Origin of the sequence: Acinetobacter sp. Z1 (assembly GCF_024296945.1) — a bacterium.
GTDB lineage: Bacteria > Pseudomonadota > Gammaproteobacteria > Pseudomonadales > Moraxellaceae > Acinetobacter > Acinetobacter beijerinckii.
The window spans coordinates 2,471,110-2,490,839 of record NZ_CP101115.1 but is presented as its reverse complement, the minus strand read 5'-3'; the positions used below and the strand labels follow the sequence as shown (position 1 = coordinate 2,490,839).

Sequence of the window (19,730 nt, the reverse complement as noted above, 5' to 3'; positions counted from 1 at the left end):
AAAGGGCTCTTTATAGAGTCCTTTAATTTTTCAGCTAAGCACGCTTTTTTATTTCAATAATTGCTGGTAATGGGTTTTCTGTACCCATCATATAAGGATAGTCAGCAAGAGAAAGCATTTCTAAATCTTCCTCACTATTTCCATAAGCATAGATATATTGATAATCATCTAGATTATATTGCTGTTGAATACGTATTTTTTTTTGTTCACAACTACAATCTTCGGAAATGTAATTTCCAGTGATTAAGCCTGATTTAATTTCGATCTGAGTACATATCAATTCAATATTGAGAAATTTACAAATTGGTTTTAAATAGAGATCAACCGATGCGGATACCAAAACGACTTGATCACCTTTTTGTTGATGAAGTTGTAACTGTTTAAATAGTTTCGGATCTAAATTCTTTACTATTTTCTGAGCATATTCTTCAGCTAATTTGTCTACAAAATCAGCTGAAATATTTTTAAACATGCTCTGAAAAAGTCGAGGTCTCATCGAATGTGCAGGATAAAGACTTAAATAATAGGCTTGTATCCATGGAAGAATTTGCAAGCCTTTGCGTACAATATGGCGTTTAGATAGAGTATAAAAAATGAAACCGGTAAAACTATCTTTTGGATAAAGTGTTCCATCAAAATCAAATAAAGCAAGATTTATAGTTTTATTCTTTTCGCTTTTTGCATGCATGTTTCATATCTTCCATTTACTCGGCTTGCAAACCAATTGGTATTGTAGTCACGACTTAATTTAGGTCCTGAAATGACGACCTGAGGCATGACCGCATAAATTGGTTCTTTGTTAGTTTTGCTTTGGTAAAGCTTTTGTACTGCAATATAGGTTTGAGTATTTTCAAAACTTTGCTCTTTTTCTTTTTTAAGATCAGATCGAATTTGGCGAGGTGTAACCAAAATATTATTTTTTGCGAAGACCGTAATGAGCACTTTTTCTGTCTGACTTTGAGTCGGTTTAATGTCTCCATTTTTACTATAAAGTAATAAATCCCCATCCAAACTAATCTCAGTTTCAGTTAAAGCATTCAACATCGTTTGAAAAGCTGCATTACGACTCGAATACATGCCAGAGTTATAATCCGCAAAACGATAGATTGCTTTATCGTAATCAGCAGGATATTCCATTAGGCGATGAATACCATAGTATAAACCACCATACTGGGTATAAAGATCATTACGCAATTCAGCAATATTTCCACTTTGACGTTTATGCTCTTTTGCATAATTAATATGAACTTGCATTGATCCCAATGTGGTAATTGGGTTCATTTTTTCGCCAATATCTTGTCCAACTAATTTTGCAGCACCAGTTAAAGCACTTACATGATAATGCTTTGACATATAGTCAAAAATTTCTCGATATAATAAATCTAATTCTCGCTCAGTTTTGACTCTGCGCATTTGACTCATATAGTTGTCTTCTGGTGACGGTTGATTTTTGAGTACATCCTCAAAATAACCAGCGACTGTGCCGCCAATGGTTTCACCCAATTTTGCTTCGAATTTTTCTTTTAGGCGGGTATTAATTTCTTCAACTGCTTTTGCCCCAAGACCTGGTACGGTTGGATCTGCGACAAAGTTCGATTCCTGATCGACAACAGCCACAATACTGCACACATTTTGTTTGGTTTTCGGAATTTTTAATTCTTGCATAATATCAAAAATATCTTGTGCCCAAGATTGACGGTCATTTACCCGAGTAGGAATGACCTTTTTAATTTGCTCAGCTTCCATCTCAGCTTCTTTATTATTTGACCACCAAGCGTTGTCTCCACAAGCAGTCAAAGCTAGACATGTAGCCAAGATACTGATTGATTTTAAAAAATTAGGATTTGTAGAGGCTTTATTCATAATGAGGACAACACCACATAAAAAGATGAGTCAAATGGGCGAATGAAGTATACTATGTTGCTCAGAATTTGTAAGAAAATATATGTATATTGGTTCATACCAACTCTCAAATAATTTGATTGTTGCACCGATGGCGGGCGTCACTGACAGACCGTTTAGAACACTCTGTAAATATTTCGGTGCAGGGCATGCGGTCAGTGAAATGATGACTGCTGATAAAACTTTGCGCATGAGTAAAAAGAGTTTATATCGGGCTAACTTTGATGGTGAGCTTGCACCTATTTCTGCGCAAATCGCAGGTTCTGATCCTGAGCAACTCGCTGAAGCTGCACGTTATCAAGTGGCAAATGGTGCGCAAATTGTTGATATTAATATGGGCTGCCCGGCCAAAAAAGTATGCAACAAACTTGCGGGTTCAGCATTACTACAAGATGAAGATTTAGTTGCTCGAATTTTAGATGCTGTGGTGGCTGCGGTTGATGTGCCAGTGACTTTAAAAACTCGATTGGGTTTTTTAAATGGACATGAAAATATTTTACGTGTTGCAAAACGTGCAGAAGAATCAGGAATCGCTGCACTAGCTTTGCATGGCCGTACTCGTGAAGATATGTACTTGAATACAGCACGCTATGATCTGATTAAACAGGTCAAAGAATTGATTGATATTCCTTTGATTGCGAATGGCGATATTGATAGTCCAGAGAAAGCCAAATATGTATTAGATTATACAGGGGCAGATGCCATAATGATTGGTCGTGCTGCTCAAGGTCGACCATGGATTTTTCGAGAAATAGCACATTATTTAAAAACAGGTGAACATTTGCCTGCTCCTGATATTCAAGAAGTAAAAGACGTACTCTTAGGACACTTGGCAGAATTGTATCAATTTTATGGTGAATATTCGGGTTGTCGAATTGCACGTAAACATATCGCTTGGTATACCAAAGGTTTACGTTCAAGCAATGAGTTTCGTCAAAATATGTATAAGGTCGAAAGCACTGTCGATCAGGCAAGGGTTGTAGAGGCTTATTTTGAGCAGTTGCTTGATTTAGGACAGCGTATGAGCGATGTGCAAGTAGAACAAATCAATTTATTAGAAATTAAATAATTTTAAGCTTTAAATACCTGCAATGAATTTGATCATTACAGGTATTTTATTTATTCCAAATGTGCAGTGATTTTCTGCAAAATTTGTAAAATAACATCAAACTCACTTTGTAGTGGCGTACTTTTACGAGTCACTAGAGCCAAGGTGCGGCTAGGTGCATCAGTAATAGGCTTTACAGCAATTTCTTCATTAAAGTGAATCATACTGTTTTTTAAAGCAATTTCTGGCAATAGAGTAAAACCTAAGTCAGAAGATACCATTTCAACTAATGTTGGCAATGAGCTTGCTTTTAAACGATGATCATTTTTACGTTCACCCACTGGGCAAGCACTCAATGTATGATCGCGTAAACAATGACCTTCTTCCAAAAGCATTAAACGAGATAAATCTAGATCGTCTAATGAGTTAGCTTCAGCAGCATTTTTGTCTTTTTTATTGTAAACAACAAATAGATTTTCTTTCGCAATCTCAGAGACTTTTAAACCACGTGTGTCAAATGGAAGTGCAAGAACAATCATGTCTAAATTGCCATGCTCAAGCTTTTCTACAATTTTTTCACTTTGTGCTTCATGTAGATGAAGTTGAATTTTAGGCAATTGCTGATGCACTTCATCAAGTAATTGAGTCAAAATAAAGGGTGCAATGGTCGGAATAATGCCAAGATGCAAATCACCCGTTAATGGTTCACTCATTTCTCGACTTAAACGCATTAAGTCCTGTGCATCGGCAAGTAATACTCGTGCTCGTGCAACAACTTGCTCACCCAAAGGCGTTAAACGGACGTTTTGACGATCACGTTCAACTAAGACGCCACCTAATAGACGCTCCAGTTCCATAATCCCACCCGATAACGTTGATTGGGTGACAAATGAACGGCGTGCTGCTTCGGTAAAATGTAAAGTTTCTGACAACGTAACTAAATATGATAGCTGTCTTAATGAAGGTAATGCAGCCATAGTGTCCTAGTGTGATGATCTAAAGTGATTAGCAAACAAACCGCTAAGTTGTGGAATGAAATGTGCAGGAATATCATGCCCCATTCCATGAATTAATTCAAACTTAGCACCAGAGATCGCCTTTGCAACAGCTTTCCCATGACTTGGTGGTAGCAAACGGTCTTTGGAACCGTGAACAACCAAAGTCGGTTGAGTAATGTTCTTGTTTAAAGGTAATAAAGAACCTGTACATAATATTGCTAAAAACTGTTGAAGTACACCCGCTGGATAGAAACTACGACGATATAATTTACGAATCGTCTGTATTGCCTCAACTTGATTGACATATCCAGGTGAGCCAATGATATGAAATACTTTCAAACTATGATTTACAATCGCATCTTCATCATGTGCTTCTGGTTTTCCGATTAAACTAAATAATTGCTTAGGGAAGGGAGGTGGTAAAAATGGTTGATTATTGCTGGTGAATAATAAACCAATTTTTTCAACTTTTTCTGGATATTTAGCAGCGACGATTTGCGAAATCATACCCCCCATAGAAGCACCTAAAATATAGGTTTTTCCCAATCCAAGTTGATCTATTAACATCGCCACATCATCAGCCATATCATAAAGTGTATATGGTGCACCTTCATTTCCAAGCCCAAACATAAAACGTCCCATCAGTTTCATGGTGTTCAGTCTTTGTCTTTTATTACGGATCTTTGAAGATAAGCCAATATCTCTATTGTCAAAACGAATAACGCGATAACCTTGATCAATCAATGATTTACAAAAGAAATCAGGCCAAAACAGCATCTGAGCACCCAAACCCATAATCAATAGAATCGTGGGGTGTTCAGGATTACCACCCATTTCAACATGCAATTCTATGCCGTTTCCCAAGGTAACTTTGGTTTCTTGCATAAATGCAGCATAGGGTGACACGTTAAATTGGAGAGCACTGTTCATGGTTTTCATTCCAAGTTGAATTCTTTTTGTATTCTAAGAGTTTGTTATACATCATATCTATAACAAACTCATGTATTTCAAACTTAAATTTGAGCTGGAATCAAATCTGGTACCAGTTTAGTTAAGCTCAGACGTTGCTTACCAGCCGATGCACCTAAAAGCACAAAACCTCTTAGTGTACCTTCGCTGTCAGTCGCTTTAGCGAGCATACCATCATCAAATTCTTCAGTTTCCCAGTTTACTTCAACTTCTAATGGCGCAGGTAACACCGTTAAAGGCGCTGCTGGTGTTTTCACGGCAACAGGCATTGCAGGGTAGTGTACTGCTGTTGTTTGACCACTCAAGGTTTTTGCTAAAGCACGTGCTTGTTGCATGATTGGCATTACAAACGGTAATAATGTTCCATTCACTTCTGCGCAGTCACCAACAGCATAGATATCGGCTTGGTTAGTTTCCAATAATGTATTGGTGATGATTCCGCGACTGGTTTGAATATTTGCAGCTTTTGCTAAAGATGTATTTGGCTGTAAACCAATCGCCGAAAGCACGATATCCGCAATTAAAGTCTGACCTGTTGCCAAAGTTACTTCGTAATCTTCACCATTATTAATTTTCGTTACTTTCTCAACAGTGGTTGATAGAGCGAATTTAATACCTGCTTGTTCTAAATTTGTTTTAAAAGCATCAGCGACATGATGTGGTAATAAACGACCCAATGGCTGAGGTGCAAGGTCAATTACAGTTACATCATAACTGCTATGTAATAAGTCATTCGCAAATTCGCAACCGATTAAACCTGCACCTAAAATCACCACACGTTTATCTTTACGCTTGGCTAAATTTTCACGGAATAAACGATAGTCAACTAAAGAGTTTACGACATGAATATCTTCACTGCCATCACCTGAAATTGCTAAACGAATTGGATTTGCGCCAACTGCAAGTACCAGTTTTGAATACGGCTGAGAAAATGTCTCACCATTTTTTTCTAATGTAATTTTATGCTTTTCGGCATCAATTTCTTTAACCCAAGTCTCAGCTTCAATACGCATATTGAGTTGAGTGCCCATTTTTGCAGCATCACCCAATGCAATTTGTTCAGGTGCTTTATTTCCTGCAAAAGCATTAGATAGGGTCGGTTTTGCATAGTTTACTGCATCATCCCCACAAATCATCACGAGTTCATGTTCTGGACTGAGTTTCCGAAATTCTCGTGCAACGGTATATCCTGCCATGCCCGATCCGATGATGACGATAGGATGCATTGTAATCTCCACTATATTTTCATTTAAAACAAACAATAGGAAAAAAAAGACCATGATCATTGTCATGGTCTTTAGTATCTATTTAGATTTCAACCATTTCAAAATCTGCTTTTGAAACGCCGCAATCTGGGCAAGTCCAATCATCAGGAATATCTTCCCATTTAGTACCTGCTGCAATGCCGTCTTGTGGCCAACCATCTGCTTCGTCGTAAATCCACCCACAAACGATACATTGATATTTTTTCATGTGACTCTCCAAACTGATAGGTGTGATGTCGTGCCTTTCAGTAAACTATTCCATAATGTCGCTACGATCGCTGCAATAGAACAAACTTGTGTTGATCAGGAGTTGATTTTTACGCAGAACGACTTTTAAGTAAAGTAAATGCAAGAGTTTAATCATTTATAAAAAAACTAATATGGCAATTCAATCTGAAACTATTGTAATTTGAGCAATTACTCTAATTTTTTATTGTGTTTTTAGTCGATTGTTACGATAAAAATAACCAATGTATGAGTTTGGTTTGAATAAAAAATAAACATTTAGAATTGTAATATGATGGATTATGAAAATAAAAATGGAGAATAATTTATGGAAACCTTGTCGTTTGATATAAAAATTTATGCATCCCCACAACGCGTATGGGACATTTTATGGACCAAAGAAACCTATCAAGATTGGACTAAATTTTTCTCATGTAGTTCGACTATGCAAAGTGATTGGACTGTTGGCGGTCAGACACGTTTCTTTGATGGAGAAGGAAACGGTATGATTTCAACCATTGAAAGTATTGATCAGCCTAAAGAAATTGTCTTTAAACATTTAGGCATGATCCAGAATGGTAAAGAAGACTTTGATAGTGAGGAAGTTAAGTCATGGGCTGGCTCATTGGAAAAATATTTATTATTTGATTTGGATGGGATAACCCAATTGCATGTCGAAGTGGATATTCAGCCTGAATATACTGAAATGATGAATAAAGGATTTGATCAGGGGCTAGCACTCGTCAAACATTTAGCTGAGAAAGATAGTTAAGTAAATTCAAAAATTTTAAGAAAATGCAGATATTAAAGTTATCCAATAGATACAAATATTTGCTTTTTTCTTATTAATGTCATTCAAATGCTGCGAAAATAGCTTTTGATCTGTTATTCTATGCGACTTCAAATTTACTTAGATCGAGGCAGAGATGACGCAACAAAACGCTCAATCGACTTCAGAACAGACACTTTCCGAAAACGATTTAATCGCACAGCGTCATGCCAAATTGAAGCAAATTAAAGAGAATGCAAAACAAACGGGTAAGAGCCCTTGGCCAAATACCTTTAAACGTGAGCATTATACTGGCGATTTGCAAGAACAATTTAAAGATCAAGATAAAGTTCAAATCGAAGGCGCTGAAAAAGTTTATGTCAAAGTTGCTGGTCGTGTGATGTTAAACCGTGGGTCATTCATTGTGATCCAAGACATGACAGGTCGTATTCAACTTTATGTAGATCGTAAAGGTTTACCAGCTGATATTTTAGAAACGATCAAAAGTTTAGACCTTGGCGATATTATCGCTGCTGAAGGCTATATTGGTCGTTCGGGCAAAGGTGATTTATATGTTCATCTTGAAGGTTTTGAATTACTGACTAAATCATTACGCCCACTCCCAGACAAATTTCATGGTTTAACCGATACTGAAGCGAAATATCGTAAACGTTATTTAGATTTGATCGTAAACGAAGAAACGCGTAAAACCTTTGAAATTCGCGCCAAAGTCGTTGCAGGTATTCGTGCCTTTTTGACCAATGAACGTTTCATGGAAGTTGAAACGCCAATGATGCATGTGATTCCAGGAGGTGCTTCAGCAAAACCATTTGTAACGCATCATAATGCTTTAGATATGGAGCTTTACTTACGTATCGCGCCAGAACTTTATTTAAAACGCCTTGTGGTGGGCGGTTTTGAACGTGTGTTTGAGATTAACCGTAACTTCAGAAATGAAGGGGTTTCAACACGTCATAACCCTGAATTTACCATGATTGAATTCTATCAAGCTTATGCAGATTATAAAGACTTGATGGAACTGACTGAAAACATGCTTGAGAAATTGGCAGTAGATATCTTAGGTTCTACTGATGTGCCTTATGGTGAAGAAGTATATAGCTTCAAAGGTCCATATAAGAAAATCTCAATGTTTGATGCCATTCTTGAACATAATCCTGACTTTACAGCTGAAAATGTCAATGATCGTGAGTTCTTGGCAAAATTCACACAAGACGTATTGAAAGAAAAAGTTAAGCCTGGTTTCGGTTTGGGTAAGTTACAGACCATCGTTTTTGAAGAAACGGTAGAAACGAAACTACGTCAGCCTACTTTTATTACTGAGTATCCTGCTGAAACTTCACCGCTTGCACGTCGTAATGATGAAAATCCACATATTACAGACCGTTTTGAGTTCTTTATTGGTGGACGTGAATTGGCAAACGGTTTCTCTGAGTTAAATGATCCAATTGATCAAGCAGAACGTTTCCAAGCACAAGTTGAAGAAAAAGATGCTGGTGATGATGAAGCAATGCATTATGACGCAGACTTTATCGAAGCTTTAGAATATGGTTTACCGCCAACAGCGGGTCAAGGGATCGGTATTGATCGTTTGGTGATGTTATTCGCTAATGCACCAAGTATTCGCGATGTACTGTTATTCCCGCATATGCGTCGTAAAGATTAATAGTTTTAAATAATTCAAAAAAGCCACTCAATTCGAGTGGCTTTTGTTTATTCAGTTAAGAATTGTAATTGTTTGGTTTGAAGATTGAAAAGTCAGCTCAAAAAAACGATCATGTGTCCATAAATAAATTTGAGAACAGTCTGGACATGTTTTTAAAAAAATCGCTTTATATCGCATTATTTGCGTCTCTTTCTTCTACAGTATTTGCACAAGGCATTGTGTTAAATGATGAAAATTTAAGAACAGACCTGAATTGGTTAAACCAGCAAGGTGTTATTCAAGTCAGTACATCAACTTGGCCGATGAGTGGTGACGAAATTAAACGTGCGCTATCGCAAGCAAAGGTGAGCAATAATACGCAACAGAAAGTGATTGATTCGGTTGTACATGCATTACAGGCTGATAATGCAACCGTCAAAGTAGGTTTGCATGCAGGCACTGATGTCAAAACAGTTCCTCAAGCATTTGGAGATAGTCGAAAATCACAATATCAACTTGCTGCTGAATTGAATGTTGGTGGTGAAAACTGGGATGCAAAACTGCGTGTTAATGGTGAAAAAGATCCATTAATTGATAATGGAAATGATGCCAATGTCGAAGGTTCGTATATCGCAGGCAAAATTTGGAATCAGTGGATAATAGCAGGTCAAATCCCAACTTACTGGGGACCTGGACATGATGGTAGTTTGATCCGTGGTGATGCAAGTCGTCCTGTTTATGGTGTGACAGTGCAACGTGCTGTACAAAATGCTTTTGAAACAAAGTGGTTGTCGTGGATTGGACCTTGGCAATATCAAGCATTTGCAGGGCAGCTTGATGACTATAAAGCTGTGCCAGATGCGAAATTAATTGGGCTACGATTAACTGCTCAACCTTTACCTTATTTAGAATTGGGTGCTTCTCGAGCTATTCAATGGGGCGGTGAAGGACGTTCTGAAAGCTTAGATTCTTTGTGGAATGCAATTAAAGGGAATGACAATTTTGACACGTCGGATCAAGATATATCAAATCAGATTGCAGGATTTGATGCTCGATTATCATTACTGCCTTTATTAAATGTACCAATAAGCTTATATACTCAATTTGTTGGTGAAGATGAAGCTGGTGGGCTACCTGCTAAATATATGTACCTTGGTGGTGCTGATTTTTCATCAAGCTATAAAAATATGCCATACCAACTTTATGCTGAATGGGCGGATACTCGTACCAATGGTGAAGTAAAACGTATTTCTTATAGCCACCACGTTTATCGAGATGGGTATTACCAACATGGTTTTCCGTTAGGTCATGCGATGGGCGGTGATGGCCAAATGTATACAGTCGGTGGTGATATTCGTTTTGATGTCATGAATCGTATAAATGGACGTGTTATATATGCAAAAGTCAATCAATCTGACTTAGCAATCAATGCTGCATTTTCGAAACAAGATACTGTAAAAGGTCTGGACTTAACTTGGACACATTATTTAAAACCAACAATTCCATTAAAAGTGAATGGCTGGGTCAGTGATTCTGATGTAAATGGAAGTGATGGCGGTGTTTCAGTTGGCGTGGAAATTCCATTGGAAAAAAATATGTTCCGCTTTTAAGCAATATTAATAAAAAAGAAGCCGTTATGGCTTCTTTTTTATGTCAATTAATCTGAAATAAAATTTTGGTCATCATCTTTTTTATATCTATACATATCACAATTTTGCATATTCATATGAAAAAACAAGCTAAAGAACTCGATCTAAATTATTATAATAGATAAACTTTACTAGATTGCTCATTTGTTCACTAGTAAGAATATCGATATCACGAAAAATTGGAGTTGTTATGATACTCGTTCCTCCACACGGTCTTCCAAGTGGTGGTTTAATACCACTTATAGATTTTATGGGTAACATTGATAAGGGGGGATATGTACATGACTGAAAATAGATTAACGCACCTCAAGCAACTTGAGGCAGAAAGTATTCATATTATTCGTGAAGTTGCAGCTGAATTTGAAAATCCTGTGATGCTTTATTCAATTGGTAAAGATTCAGCAGTCATGCTACATCTTGCAATGAAAGCATTTTACCCTGCAAAACTTCCATTTCCACTCCTGCATGTAGATACGGGATGGAAGTTTAAAGACATGATCACATTCCGTGATAACATGGCAAAAACTCATGGCTTTGATTTGATTGTACATCAGAACAAAGAAGGTCGTGATGCAGGGATTAACCCTTTTGATCATGGTAGTTCAAAATATACCGACATCATGAAAACTCAGGGTCTAAAACAAGCATTAGATAAATACCAGTTTGATGCTGCATTTGGTGGTGCACGTCGTGATGAAGAAAAATCACGTGCGAAAGAGCGTGTTTATTCATTCCGTGATACGAAGCATCGTTGGGACCCAAAGAACCAACGTCCAGAACTATGGAATCTTTACAATGGTAAAGTGAACAAAGGTGAAAGTATCCGTGTTTTCCCTTTATCTAACTGGACTGAGTTAGACATTTGGCAGTATATCTATTTAGAAAATATTCAACTTGTTCCTCTTTACTTCTCGGCGGTACGCCCAGTTGTAGAGCGTAGCGGTACGTTAATCATGGTCGATGATGAGCGTATGCGTTTAAAAGAAGGTGAAGTTCCTCAAATGAAATCGGTACGTTTCCGTACACTTGGCTGTTACCCATTAACAGGTGCAGTTGAGTCAGAGGCGGATACATTACCTGAAATTATCCAAGAAATGCTTTTGGCTACCAGCTCAGAGCGTCAGGGTCGTATGATTGACCATGATGAAGCTGGCTCAATGGAAAAGAAAAAGCAGGAAGGTTATTTCTAATTTCCTTAAGCAAGTCCCTCTTTTAACAGAGGGATTTAGGGAGATTACAAAATTCGATTTCAAATTTTGTGGAGTTTTGAGCAATGTCTCATCAATCAGATCTTATTAGCCAAGATATTTTGGCATATTTAAAACAGCACGAAAATAAAGACCTTTTGCGCTTCTTGACTTGCGGTAACGTCGATGATGGTAAGTCAACGCTAATTGGTCGTTTGCTTTATGATTCAAAGTTGATCTATGAAGATCAATTACAAGCAGTAACGCGTGATAGTAAAAAAGTAGGTACAACAGGCGATGCACCTGACCTTGCATTACTTGTTGACGGTTTACAAGCTGAACGCGAGCAGGGAATTACGATTGACGTAGCCTACCGCTATTTCTCTACAGAAAAGCGTAAGTTCATCATTGCTGATACCCCAGGACATGAACAATACACACGTAACATGGCAACGGGTGCATCAACGGCTGATCTTGCGATTATCTTGATTGATGCACGTTATGGTGTGCAAACCCAAACTCGCCGTCATACTTTTATTGCAAGCCTACTTGGTATTAAAAATATTGTTGTTGCGATCAATAAAATGGACTTGGTTGAGTTTTCTGAAGCTCGATTCAATGAAATCCAAGTTGAATATGATGCATTCTTGAATCAACTCGGTGATCGCCGTCCAGAGAATATTTTATTCGTTCCGATTTCAGCATTGAATGGCGACAACGTTGTTAACGCATCTGCAAGTACGCCATGGTACAAGGGTCAAACCTTGATGAGCATTCTTGAATCAGTGGAAATTAAGCGTGATTCAAATAAAAAAGAATTCCGTTTTCCAGTTCAGTATGTGAACCGCCCAAATCTTGATTTCCGGGGTTTTGCGGGTACGATCGCGCTTGGTGAAATTAATGTTGGCGATGAAATCGTTGCTTTGCCTTCAGGTAAAAAGTCGACTGTTAAAGAGATTGTTACTTTCGATGGAAATCTTGAGCAAGCAGTTGCAGGTCAAGCGGTTACTTTGACCTTAAATGATGAAATTGATATTTCACGTGGTAACGTTTTGGTTCGTGCAGGTGAGCAACCGCTTATTTCACGCAGTGTTCGCGCATCTGTGGTATGGATGAATGAACATCCTTTAGTGAAAGGTAAACTGTACAACGTCAAAATTGGTACGCAAACTGTTCCTGCAAAAGTGAGTGCGATCAATTACCGTGTCAATGTAAATACACTTGAACATACTCAGGTTGAGGAGCTTGAATTAAATGCAATTGCAGATATTGTAATTGAGTTTGATGCTCCAGTCGTGTTTGACCAATATCAAGACAGCCGTTATACGGGTTCATTCATCTTTATTGACCGTCTAAGCAACGTTACGGTTGGTGCGGGTATGGTTGAAGCTGCTGTAGAGTGGAATGCACATAATAATCCAGTCACTGCGGAAGATCGTGCTGCTCGCTTAGGTCAGAAACCAGCTGTGATTGGAGTTTCTGCACAGTTAATCGGAAATGCACAAGCTTTAGAAAGCTTATTGATCCAACAAGGTGTAGTTGCGATTGCGAAAGCAAATTTAACTGCTGAGCAAATTGGATTGTTACGTGAAACAGGTGTTGTAGTTATTACGACAACTGTTGAAGGAACCGATACTGAAATCACTGCTGAAACGATTGAAGAAGCCGCTGAAAAAGTTGTGGAATTGGTTCGTCTTTAATTGACTGAATTGATTTCGAAAAACCCGCGTAAGCGGGTTTTTTATGTGCAGAATATGAATTAATTAGAATGCATAAGTTGATAATTTGAGAATATATTGATGGATTTCCTTTGGATAATCTTGAATCATCTTTAAAAAGACTTCCCGATCACCTTGATATAAAGCACGGGCTGCCTCTTCATAATTTGGCATATTACCTGACATGGCAGACATAAAGCGGTCAGTGGCTTGTCTAGCGAGCATGATATTGCTTTCAGAAGCTGGATTATTCAGCTCTTTATCAATCAATTTACGAATTACAGCAGATGCACTGGAATTCTGTTGATCTAACCAATCCCAATGTTTTTTCTGTAAGGTAACTTCACGAGAGATAACACCAAGTTTTGGTCGTCCAACCTTTTTAGCTGGCTCAAGTTCACTGTAACGCTGCTGAATCTCTTGATCAGAACCAATAATATCGAGATCAATCTGTTGACCAGTCTGATCATTAAAAATCAAAATATTCTGAGTGGTTTCTGAATTCTTTTTAATCTTTAACGCAACTTCCGCAATGCATCCATTGGTGAAAAATGTATGACCTAAAAAGGCAGTATAAGTTGTTATTTCGGTATTCATTTTCTTTGGGTTATTTTATACGGGTAAAATAATATTATCAGGGTAAAAATAATTATGCAAATAAATAAGGCTTAAAAAAATTGATTACATTGGAGAGCAAGTTCTGGAATCGGACATAAAAAATGATGCAGATAGAATGCCAATTTTTAATTTTGTTCTGCTTTGATATCGCTTTTATGAGACAATGTTCTTTTATTTTTGTGTATTAGGACTCCTATGATTGAGCAATCTCCTGAATCTTTAAGCGATATCGAAATTTTAGACATTTTACAGTCTATGAAAAAAGATAAGCTGGATACGGAAGCAAATGAGATTATCCGTAATGGGGGAAAGGCAGGGCGTCAAGAAGCACATAAACAAGCATTGGTTGCGCTGAATACAAGTTTTGAAGAAAAATTTGTAGAAGCTGTAACACTAGCATTAGGTTTAAATGCGGGACAGGCAAAAAAAATTCGTTATAAAAAAGACCGTATTCGTATTTTAAAAGTACGTGGGATTGATTATCTTGCAATTGATGGTGCTGAAACAGCACAAGTTTTATCTCAAGTTGCCCAAGCCATCAGTCGTGAAGATGCAATTGTAACTGAAGGTTTGCACAATATTTTTCCATTTTGGAAAGAAGGGTGGCCTATGGTTCAGTTCGATAATGCATATAAAATTCTATCTGAAGATATTGCGATACATTACCAAGCAACGTTAGATGATTTAATTTCACTTTACGGCGGAAATTAAATTTTTAAAATTGATTTAATTTAATCAATACAGATGAATTTAAAATAACAAGGATGTTAATTTGATGAATCCAAATCCAGTCATTCCTAATGAAGCTTTACAGGCATTAAGATCAGGTCAATTGATCGATGCAATAAAAATAACCCGAGAAAAAACAGGTCTGGGCTTGAAAGAGTCAAAGGATTTGGTAGATCAGTATTTAAAAGAGCATCCGCAGGAGCAAACCCAAATTCAAGAGCAATTAGCTCAGCGAAGTCGTGGGGGTATTAAAATTATTGTATTGATGATATTTATCTTGGTTATATTGATTTGGTATTTTAATTAAATTTTCTGAAACCTAATAAAAAAGCCACTGTTCAGATTTAGACAGTGGCTTTTTAGAATTTGGCGTCCCTACGGGGATTCGAACCCCGGTTACCGCCGTGAAAGGGCGATGTCCTAGGCCTCTAGACGATAGGGACTTCTTGAGGTGGGTGTATATTAGGGCTCTGTCACCAAAGTGTCAAGAAGATGAGGAGATAGTTTGTTCAAAATATAGCAAAACAGTTCAGCAGTCTTCTGTGTATCGTATAAAGCAGAGTGGGCTTCTTTACCATCGAACTCAATTCCAGCTTGAATACATGCTCTAGCTAAAACAGTTTGTCCAAACATTACTGCACTTAAAGTCACCGTATCAAATACAGAAAAACTATGAAACGGATTTTGATTTTTAGTACCAGTTCGTTGAATTGCGGCTTGTAAAAATCCTAAATCAAAATGAGCATTATGCCCGACTAAAACAGCATGGGTACAATGCTGAGCCTTACGAACTTCATTTAATGATTTAAAAATGCGTCGTAAAGCGCCGCGTTCATCTTCAGCCATAGCAACACGCATTGGATTAAATGGATCAATTCCAATAAAATCCAACGAACGGCGATCTAAATTAGCCCCTTCAAAAGGGTTGATATGCGCCTGAAATGAGGGACCTGGAACAAATTGTCCATGTTCATCGTAGACAATTGGAATACAGGCAATTTCAAGTAGGGCATCGGTTTGGCAGTTAAAACCTGCTGTTTCTACATCAACAACAACAGGTAAAAAACCACGAAAACGCTGACCAATGACGGGAGCTTTGTTTTCTTCTGTCACACTTTTCTCCATTGCAGTGTTTTTCCTGCATGAAGTGGAATAATTTTTTGATCATCGAGATAATCAAGTGATTCAACCACAGTATTTTCTTCTTTCACTAAGGTAATGGTTGACGTATTACGTGGTAAACCATAGAAGTCAGCACCGAACATGCTAGCGAAGCCTTCTAAACGTTCTAACCTGCCTACTTGATCGAAAGCCTGAGCGTAAAGTTCTATCGCATTTGGTGCACTATAACAGCCAGCGCAACCGCATGCATTTTCCTTAGCATGTTGCGCGTGAGGTGCGCTATCAGTGCCTAAGAAGAATTTTGGATTACCACTCGTTGCCACTTCAAGTAACGTTGTTTGGTGTGTTTGGCGTTTTAAAATAGGTAGGCAATAGAAGTGAGGTTTAACACCACCCACTAACATATCATTGCGATTGAATAATAAATGTTGGGGAGTAATGGTTGCCGCAACATTACGATCTTGTTCAAGTACAAAATTTGCAGCTTCACTCGTGGTGATATGTTCTAGAACAACTTTTAATTGAGGAAACTGTTTTAATAAGGGTGATAAAACTTCATCGAGGAAACGCTTTTCACGATCGAAAATATCAACATGATTGTGAGTAACTTCGCCATGTAATAATAATGGTACTTGGTGTTCTTCAAGTTGTTCAATAACAGCATAAACCTTGCGAATATCACTAACGCCATTATCCGAATTTGTTGTTGCACCAGCAGGATAAAGTTTAATTGCATTTACAAATTCAGATTCTTTGATTTTGCGTACTTCATCAGGTGAGGTGAAGTCGGTAAAATAAAGTACCATTCGAGGGTCAAAATTAAGCCCTTCTGGTACATGTGCAAGAATACGTTCACGGTATGCAACTGCTTCTTCAACAGTTTTTACAGGTGGAACGAGATTAGGCATACAAATTGCGCGTGCAAATTGTTTAGCAAGATCTGGAACAGTACGTTTTAATGCTAAACCATCACGCAAATGCGCATGCCAATCATCAGGTTGCAAAAGAGTAATCGTATTCAAGGTGCACTTCAAACTTAAAAATAATACAAATAATAATGCATATAGGGGGAAAATGGTAACTACAATTACGGATAAGTGGTTAAGCAAAGTGCATGACAACAGCAGAAATTGTGTTATTTTTATGCGGCGTAAGAAAACAGTATTATAAGAAGAGTAACAGGGATGGAAAATCAATATGATCTTGAGCAGCTACGGAGGTCAAAAGAAGATCTAGAACAGCTTGTAGCTAAACATTATCAGGGGAAAAAGACACAGAAAACGTTGCCGGCTTTATTAGAAAAGGAGTTTTGGCGATTTAATATTGATCGAACACGTATCAACGCAATTCAATTTTTTGCTCAAGGTGTAATTACTTATACAATTTTCGTATTGTTGATTCTGCCATCCAATTTTTTAGTTATTCGTAATAGCCCCGATTACGCCTTAGACCTTGTCTACAGTATATTGAGTCTACTGGTGGTTGGCGCTGCGCTTTTTTTATTTTGGGCATTCTCGAGATTTAAAAAATTAAATCAATTATTTTATCCTGCTGCTTGTTCGATTGTTTTTTGTACTATTTTTTTTCCTTCTTTACTCATGATGTGTGTATCGAATAGAGTTTTACAAAACCAATCAATGGTTCTAATTGCATTTATATATATGTTGGGTTTTATTCTAAGCGGAATTAAACCAAAACACATGCTGTGGATTGGTTCTTCTGCCGCAGTCATGATTTTATTGTGTTTATACTTTTTAAATATTCCATGTGATTTTCTAATGTTAGGTCGAACTTTTATTGGAAGTCTATTATTGGGATTTTCAATTAGTATTATGCTGTCGACCAAAGAGCGAAAAATATTTTTAAAAACAAAAATCTCAGAAATCGATGAGAAAATTCTCCGTCTACAAGCATCTGAGCTTTTGCATTTAAGCCAACATGATGAGTTAACTACTGTATCAAATAGACGGACATTTGAAGAAATGTTTAGTTATTACTATGAGATGGCATGCAAAGAAACAAAATCAATGTCAGTCTTATTTATTGATATAGATTATTTTAAAAACTATAACGATTATTACGGACATCAAATGGGCGATCAAGTGATTTCTACCATTGCTAAATCTATTAAAAGTTCAATTCGTCATATGGATTTTATTGCACGTTATGGTGGTGAAGAGTTCGTGGTATTGTTACCAGAAACATCTGCTCAAGGTGCTTATGCGGTAGCAACGAATATTTACCGTGCGATTGATCGCTTAATGATTCCACACGAAAAGTCTTTAGTGTCTAATCATGTCACTATCAGTTTGGGTATTACTGTTTTTAATGGCAACTCTAAAATCAGTCAAGAAGTGTTAATTGATACCGCAGATAAAGCATTATATAGAGCAAAACAGTTAGGTCGAAATCAAATTTATTATCAACCATTACCCATCATTGACTAAATTTGAGATATTAAGAAACCGAATATATTGATATTCGGTTTTTTAATATCTATCGTATTGTACTAAAAAATTATTCTAAGAATTTTACTGTAACCCCAGAACGCACCTTAGCACCTAAGTCATTCGCATCCCAGTTGGTCAAGCGGATACAACCATGCGATGCAGTCTTAGAGATTAAAGATGGATTTGGAGTCCCGTGGATACCAAAAGACTTTTTGCTCAAACCAATCCAAATATTACCTACTGGTGCGTTCGGACCAGGCGGTAAAGAAAGAGGTTTTAAGTTTTTACCTTGAATAAAGTTTGAAGGTGAGTAGCTATACCAAGGGTTTTTAGCAACGCCGACTACTTTATACGTACCCGTTGGAGAAGGCGTGTCAGTACTACCAATTGTTGCAGGAAATGAAGCAATCATTTGGTTGCGACTGTTGAATAAATAAAGTTGACGAGCGCCTTTATGCGCAACAATCAAATGAATGTCTTCTGGTAAATCATTACGAACATTCGCAACGATAATTTTTTCGCCTGCTTTTTTAAAGGTTGCGGTCGGATTTAATTTCTTCAAGAAATTTTCATCCATATGGAATTTTTCGCCTAACATTTCAGTTACACGGGTATAGTACAAGCCTTTCATTTTTGCTTGTAAAGCATAGTCCGAAGGGATCGAATCTGCGTATGGACCCTTCAAGTCTGCATCGGTAATGGTGTACTCAACATAAGCAGGCTTGGTTTGTTTTGCAACCAAGGCATCCCATGTTTCTTGAGTTAACTGACCTGTTGGTGTTAATCCATTCATCTGTTGGAATGAAGCAATCGCTTTTAAAGTATTCTTACCGTTTGCACCATCAATTGCGCCAGGTGATGCGTGTGCATTATTCAGCATTACATGAGCACGTGCGTAGGCAGGAAGCTGACCTTTTGGTAAGCCTTCAGGCCACTCTGCATTATTCATGCTATCCAGTGTCCATGAAACTTTTACAGCAGGCGTAACATTATTAGCGGTAGATGATTCAGGAGTAGTTTCTAATTTTGAAGAAACTGCTGAAGCAACGCCTGTATTTACTTGAGGATCAGAAACTGCATTATCGGCAACACTTGATGCAGGTTGTGCAACAACGCTTGAAGCAGCTGAATGTTCTACTGCTAAAGGATCAATCGGATCTTGGACAGATGCCGAAATTTTTTTTGGATTTAAAGGTTGCTCAGTTGTTGGGGCAGCAAAAGCAACATTGGCAATAATACAACTTAAACTCATAGCGAGTAATGAGCGAACAAACATGTAATTCAACCTTAAGAATTATTCATATTGAGATATAAGATATTGCAAGTATTACAGAAAATCAGTGACCTTGCAGTAGCAGTTTTGTGTCTAAGTAAAAAATAATGTAGGAAGTCTGATTTTTTGTATGGATTTGGAATTA

19 protein-coding genes and 1 tRNA gene are annotated in these 19,730 nt (G+C 37.5%); 9 read left to right on the top strand and 11 right to left on the bottom strand.

From position 1 onward, the window contains the following. Nucleotides 1-34: 34 nt before the first annotated feature. Nucleotides 35-688, bottom strand: a complete 654-nt coding sequence (locus tag NGC85_RS11700; protein WP_254731353.1) for an HAD-IB family hydrolase — start codon at nt 686-688, stop codon at nt 35-37. Next, nucleotides 655-1,863, bottom strand: a complete 1,209-nt coding sequence (locus tag NGC85_RS11695) for a DUF1615 domain-containing protein (RefSeq protein WP_254731350.1) — start codon at nt 1,861-1,863, stop codon at nt 655-657. Before NGC85_RS11695 ends, NGC85_RS11700 begins: the two co-directional genes overlap by 34 nt. An 82-nt stretch (nt 1,864-1,945) precedes the next feature. On the opposite strand from NGC85_RS11695, the gene dusB reads away from it, so the two are divergent. Continuing rightward, on the top strand, nt 1,946-2,971 hold the full coding sequence (gene dusB / locus NGC85_RS11690) for a tRNA dihydrouridine synthase DusB (RefSeq protein ID WP_005058069.1): 1,026 nt from the start codon (nt 1,946-1,948) through the stop codon (nt 2,969-2,971). 50 nt (nt 2,972-3,021) lie between these two features. Here the strand turns inward: dusB and oxyR are convergent, their stop codons facing one another. The 4 genes from oxyR to rubA form a co-directional block, all read right to left on the bottom strand. Next, the gene (oxyR, locus tag NGC85_RS11685) at nt 3,022-3,927 is read right to left on the bottom strand and encodes a LysR family transcriptional regulator OxyR (RefSeq protein WP_254731347.1); all 906 of its coding nucleotides are present in this window, start codon (nt 3,925-3,927) and stop codon (nt 3,022-3,024) included. Nucleotides 3,928-3,933: 6 nt separating this feature from the next. Then, nucleotides 3,934-4,878, bottom strand: a complete 945-nt coding sequence (gene estB / locus NGC85_RS11680) for an esterase EstB (protein ID WP_005053066.1) — start codon at nt 4,876-4,878, stop codon at nt 3,934-3,936. An 83-nt stretch (nt 4,879-4,961) separates the two neighbouring features. Then, a complete protein-coding gene (gene rubB, locus NGC85_RS11675; RefSeq protein WP_254731344.1) occupies nt 4,962-6,143 on the bottom strand; it encodes a rubredoxin reductase RubB in 1,182 nt (393 codons plus the stop codon). Nucleotides 6,144-6,225: 82 nt separating this feature from the next. Continuing rightward, complete coding sequence (gene rubA, locus NGC85_RS11670) at nt 6,226-6,390, bottom strand: rubredoxin RubA (protein ID WP_005053068.1); 165 nt, start codon at nt 6,388-6,390, stop codon at nt 6,226-6,228. 345 nt (nt 6,391-6,735) lie between these two features. Between rubA and NGC85_RS11665 the strand changes: the two genes are divergently transcribed. The 5 genes from NGC85_RS11665 (at nt 6,736) to cysN (ending at nt 13,375) form a co-directional block, all read left to right on the top strand. Next, nucleotides 6,736-7,179, top strand: coding sequence for an SRPBCC domain-containing protein (locus NGC85_RS11665; RefSeq protein ID WP_169111812.1), 444 nt, complete (start codon nt 6,736-6,738; stop codon nt 7,177-7,179). 154 nt (nt 7,180-7,333) lie between these two features. After that, entirely contained in the window at nt 7,334-8,860 is a 1,527-nt protein-coding gene (gene lysS, locus NGC85_RS11660; protein WP_254731341.1) for a lysine--tRNA ligase, read from the top strand. Between the two features lie 146 nt (nt 8,861-9,006). Continuing rightward, nucleotides 9,007-10,449, top strand: coding sequence for a capsule assembly Wzi family protein (locus NGC85_RS11655; RefSeq protein WP_254731338.1), 1,443 nt, complete (start codon nt 9,007-9,009; stop codon nt 10,447-10,449). A gap of 320 nt (nt 10,450-10,769) precedes the next feature. Then, a complete protein-coding gene (gene cysD, locus NGC85_RS11650) occupies nt 10,770-11,678 on the top strand; it encodes a sulfate adenylyltransferase subunit CysD (RefSeq protein WP_005053074.1) in 909 nt (302 codons plus the stop codon). A gap of 83 nt (nt 11,679-11,761) precedes the next feature. After that, on the top strand, nt 11,762-13,375 hold the full coding sequence (gene cysN, locus NGC85_RS11645; protein WP_254731335.1) for a sulfate adenylyltransferase subunit CysN: 1,614 nt from the start codon (nt 11,762-11,764) through the stop codon (nt 13,373-13,375). Between the two features lie 63 nt (nt 13,376-13,438). On the opposite strand, the gene NGC85_RS11640 is transcribed toward cysN, so the two are convergent. Then, nucleotides 13,439-13,990 (bottom strand): DUF2239 family protein, encoded by a 552-nt coding sequence (locus tag NGC85_RS11640; RefSeq protein WP_254731332.1) that lies wholly within the window; start codon nt 13,988-13,990, stop codon nt 13,439-13,441. Nucleotides 13,991-14,206: 216 nt separating this feature from the next. Between NGC85_RS11640 and NGC85_RS11635 the strand changes: the two genes are divergently transcribed. Continuing rightward, on the top strand, nt 14,207-14,722 hold the full coding sequence (locus NGC85_RS11635) for a hypothetical protein (protein WP_005053077.1): 516 nt from the start codon (nt 14,207-14,209) through the stop codon (nt 14,720-14,722). A gap of 64 nt (nt 14,723-14,786) precedes the next feature. After that, nucleotides 14,787-15,047: a ribosomal protein L7/L12 gene (locus NGC85_RS11630; RefSeq protein ID WP_254731329.1), complete on the top strand. Its 261-nt coding sequence runs from the start codon at nt 14,787-14,789 to the stop codon at nt 15,045-15,047. Nucleotides 15,048-15,107: 60 nt separating this feature from the next. Here the strand turns inward: NGC85_RS11630 and NGC85_RS11625 are convergent. The 3 genes from NGC85_RS11625 to pyrC all read right to left on the bottom strand — a co-directional run bounded on the left by NGC85_RS11625 (nt 15,108) and on the right by pyrC (nt 16,884). Continuing rightward, nucleotides 15,108-15,183, bottom strand: a tRNA-Glu gene (locus NGC85_RS11625). Between the two features lie 19 nt (nt 15,184-15,202). Next, nucleotides 15,203-15,865: a ribonuclease T gene (gene rnt, locus NGC85_RS11620; RefSeq protein WP_169111320.1), complete on the bottom strand. Its 663-nt coding sequence runs from the start codon at nt 15,863-15,865 to the stop codon at nt 15,203-15,205. Beyond that, a complete protein-coding gene (gene pyrC / locus NGC85_RS11615; RefSeq protein WP_254731326.1) occupies nt 15,850-16,884 on the bottom strand; it encodes a dihydroorotase in 1,035 nt (344 codons plus the stop codon). The genes rnt and pyrC overlap by 16 nt, the downstream gene beginning before the upstream one ends. 162 nt (nt 16,885-17,046) lie before the next feature. Here pyrC and NGC85_RS11610 point away from each other — a divergent pair, with 162 nt between their 5' ends. After that, nucleotides 17,047-18,309 (top strand): diguanylate cyclase, encoded by a 1,263-nt coding sequence (locus NGC85_RS11610; protein WP_254731322.1) that lies wholly within the window; start codon nt 17,047-17,049, stop codon nt 18,307-18,309. Between the two features lie 70 nt (nt 18,310-18,379). Here NGC85_RS11610 and NGC85_RS11605 read toward each other — a convergent pair whose 3' ends face one another. Further along, a complete protein-coding gene (locus tag NGC85_RS11605) occupies nt 18,380-19,588 on the bottom strand; it encodes a L,D-transpeptidase (protein WP_254731319.1) in 1,209 nt (402 codons plus the stop codon). Nucleotides 19,589-19,730 lie beyond the last annotated feature (142 nt).

Excerpts from the sequence above, each read along its gene's own strand:
- NGC85_RS11610 (WP_254731322.1), top strand. The coding sequence starts at position 17,047 with ATGGAAAATCAATATGATCTTGAGCAGCTACGGAGGTCAAAAGAAGAT.
- NGC85_RS11655 (WP_254731338.1), top strand. The coding sequence starts at position 9,007 with ATGTTTTTAAAAAAATCGCTTTATATCGCATTATTTGCGTCTCTTTCT.
- cysD (WP_005053074.1), top strand. The coding sequence starts at position 10,770 with ATGACTGAAAATAGATTAACGCACCTCAAGCAACTTGAGGCAGAAAGT.
- lysS (WP_254731341.1), top strand. The coding sequence starts at position 7,334 with ATGACGCAACAAAACGCTCAATCGACTTCAGAACAGACACTTTCCGAA.
- cysN (WP_254731335.1), top strand. The coding sequence starts at position 11,762 with ATGTCTCATCAATCAGATCTTATTAGCCAAGATATTTTGGCATATTTA.
- rnt (WP_169111320.1), bottom strand. The coding sequence starts at position 15,865 with ATGGAGAAAAGTGTGACAGAAGAAAACAAAGCTCCCGTCATTGGTCAG.
- oxyR (WP_254731347.1), bottom strand. The coding sequence starts at position 3,927 with ATGGCTGCATTACCTTCATTAAGACAGCTATCATATTTAGTTACGTTG.
- NGC85_RS11665 (WP_169111812.1), top strand. The coding sequence starts at position 6,736 with ATGGAAACCTTGTCGTTTGATATAAAAATTTATGCATCCCCACAACGC.
- NGC85_RS11635 (WP_005053077.1), top strand. The coding sequence starts at position 14,207 with ATGATTGAGCAATCTCCTGAATCTTTAAGCGATATCGAAATTTTAGAC.
- rubA (WP_005053068.1), bottom strand. The coding sequence starts at position 6,390 with ATGAAAAAATATCAATGTATCGTTTGTGGGTGGATTTACGACGAAGCA.
- NGC85_RS11640 (WP_254731332.1), bottom strand. The coding sequence starts at position 13,990 with ATGAATACCGAAATAACAACTTATACTGCCTTTTTAGGTCATACATTT.
- NGC85_RS11695 (WP_254731350.1), bottom strand. The coding sequence starts at position 1,863 with ATGAATAAAGCCTCTACAAATCCTAATTTTTTAAAATCAATCAGTATC.
- NGC85_RS11700 (WP_254731353.1), bottom strand. The coding sequence starts at position 688 with ATGCATGCAAAAAGCGAAAAGAATAAAACTATAAATCTTGCTTTATTT.
- dusB (WP_005058069.1), top strand. The coding sequence starts at position 1,946 with ATGTATATTGGTTCATACCAACTCTCAAATAATTTGATTGTTGCACCG.
- NGC85_RS11605 (WP_254731319.1), bottom strand. The coding sequence starts at position 19,588 with ATGTTTGTTCGCTCATTACTCGCTATGAGTTTAAGTTGTATTATTGCC.
- NGC85_RS11630 (WP_254731329.1), top strand. The coding sequence starts at position 14,787 with ATGAATCCAAATCCAGTCATTCCTAATGAAGCTTTACAGGCATTAAGA.
- estB (WP_005053066.1), bottom strand. The coding sequence starts at position 4,878 with ATGAACAGTGCTCTCCAATTTAACGTGTCACCCTATGCTGCATTTATG.
- rubB (WP_254731344.1), bottom strand. The coding sequence starts at position 6,143 with ATGCATCCTATCGTCATCATCGGATCGGGCATGGCAGGATATACCGTT.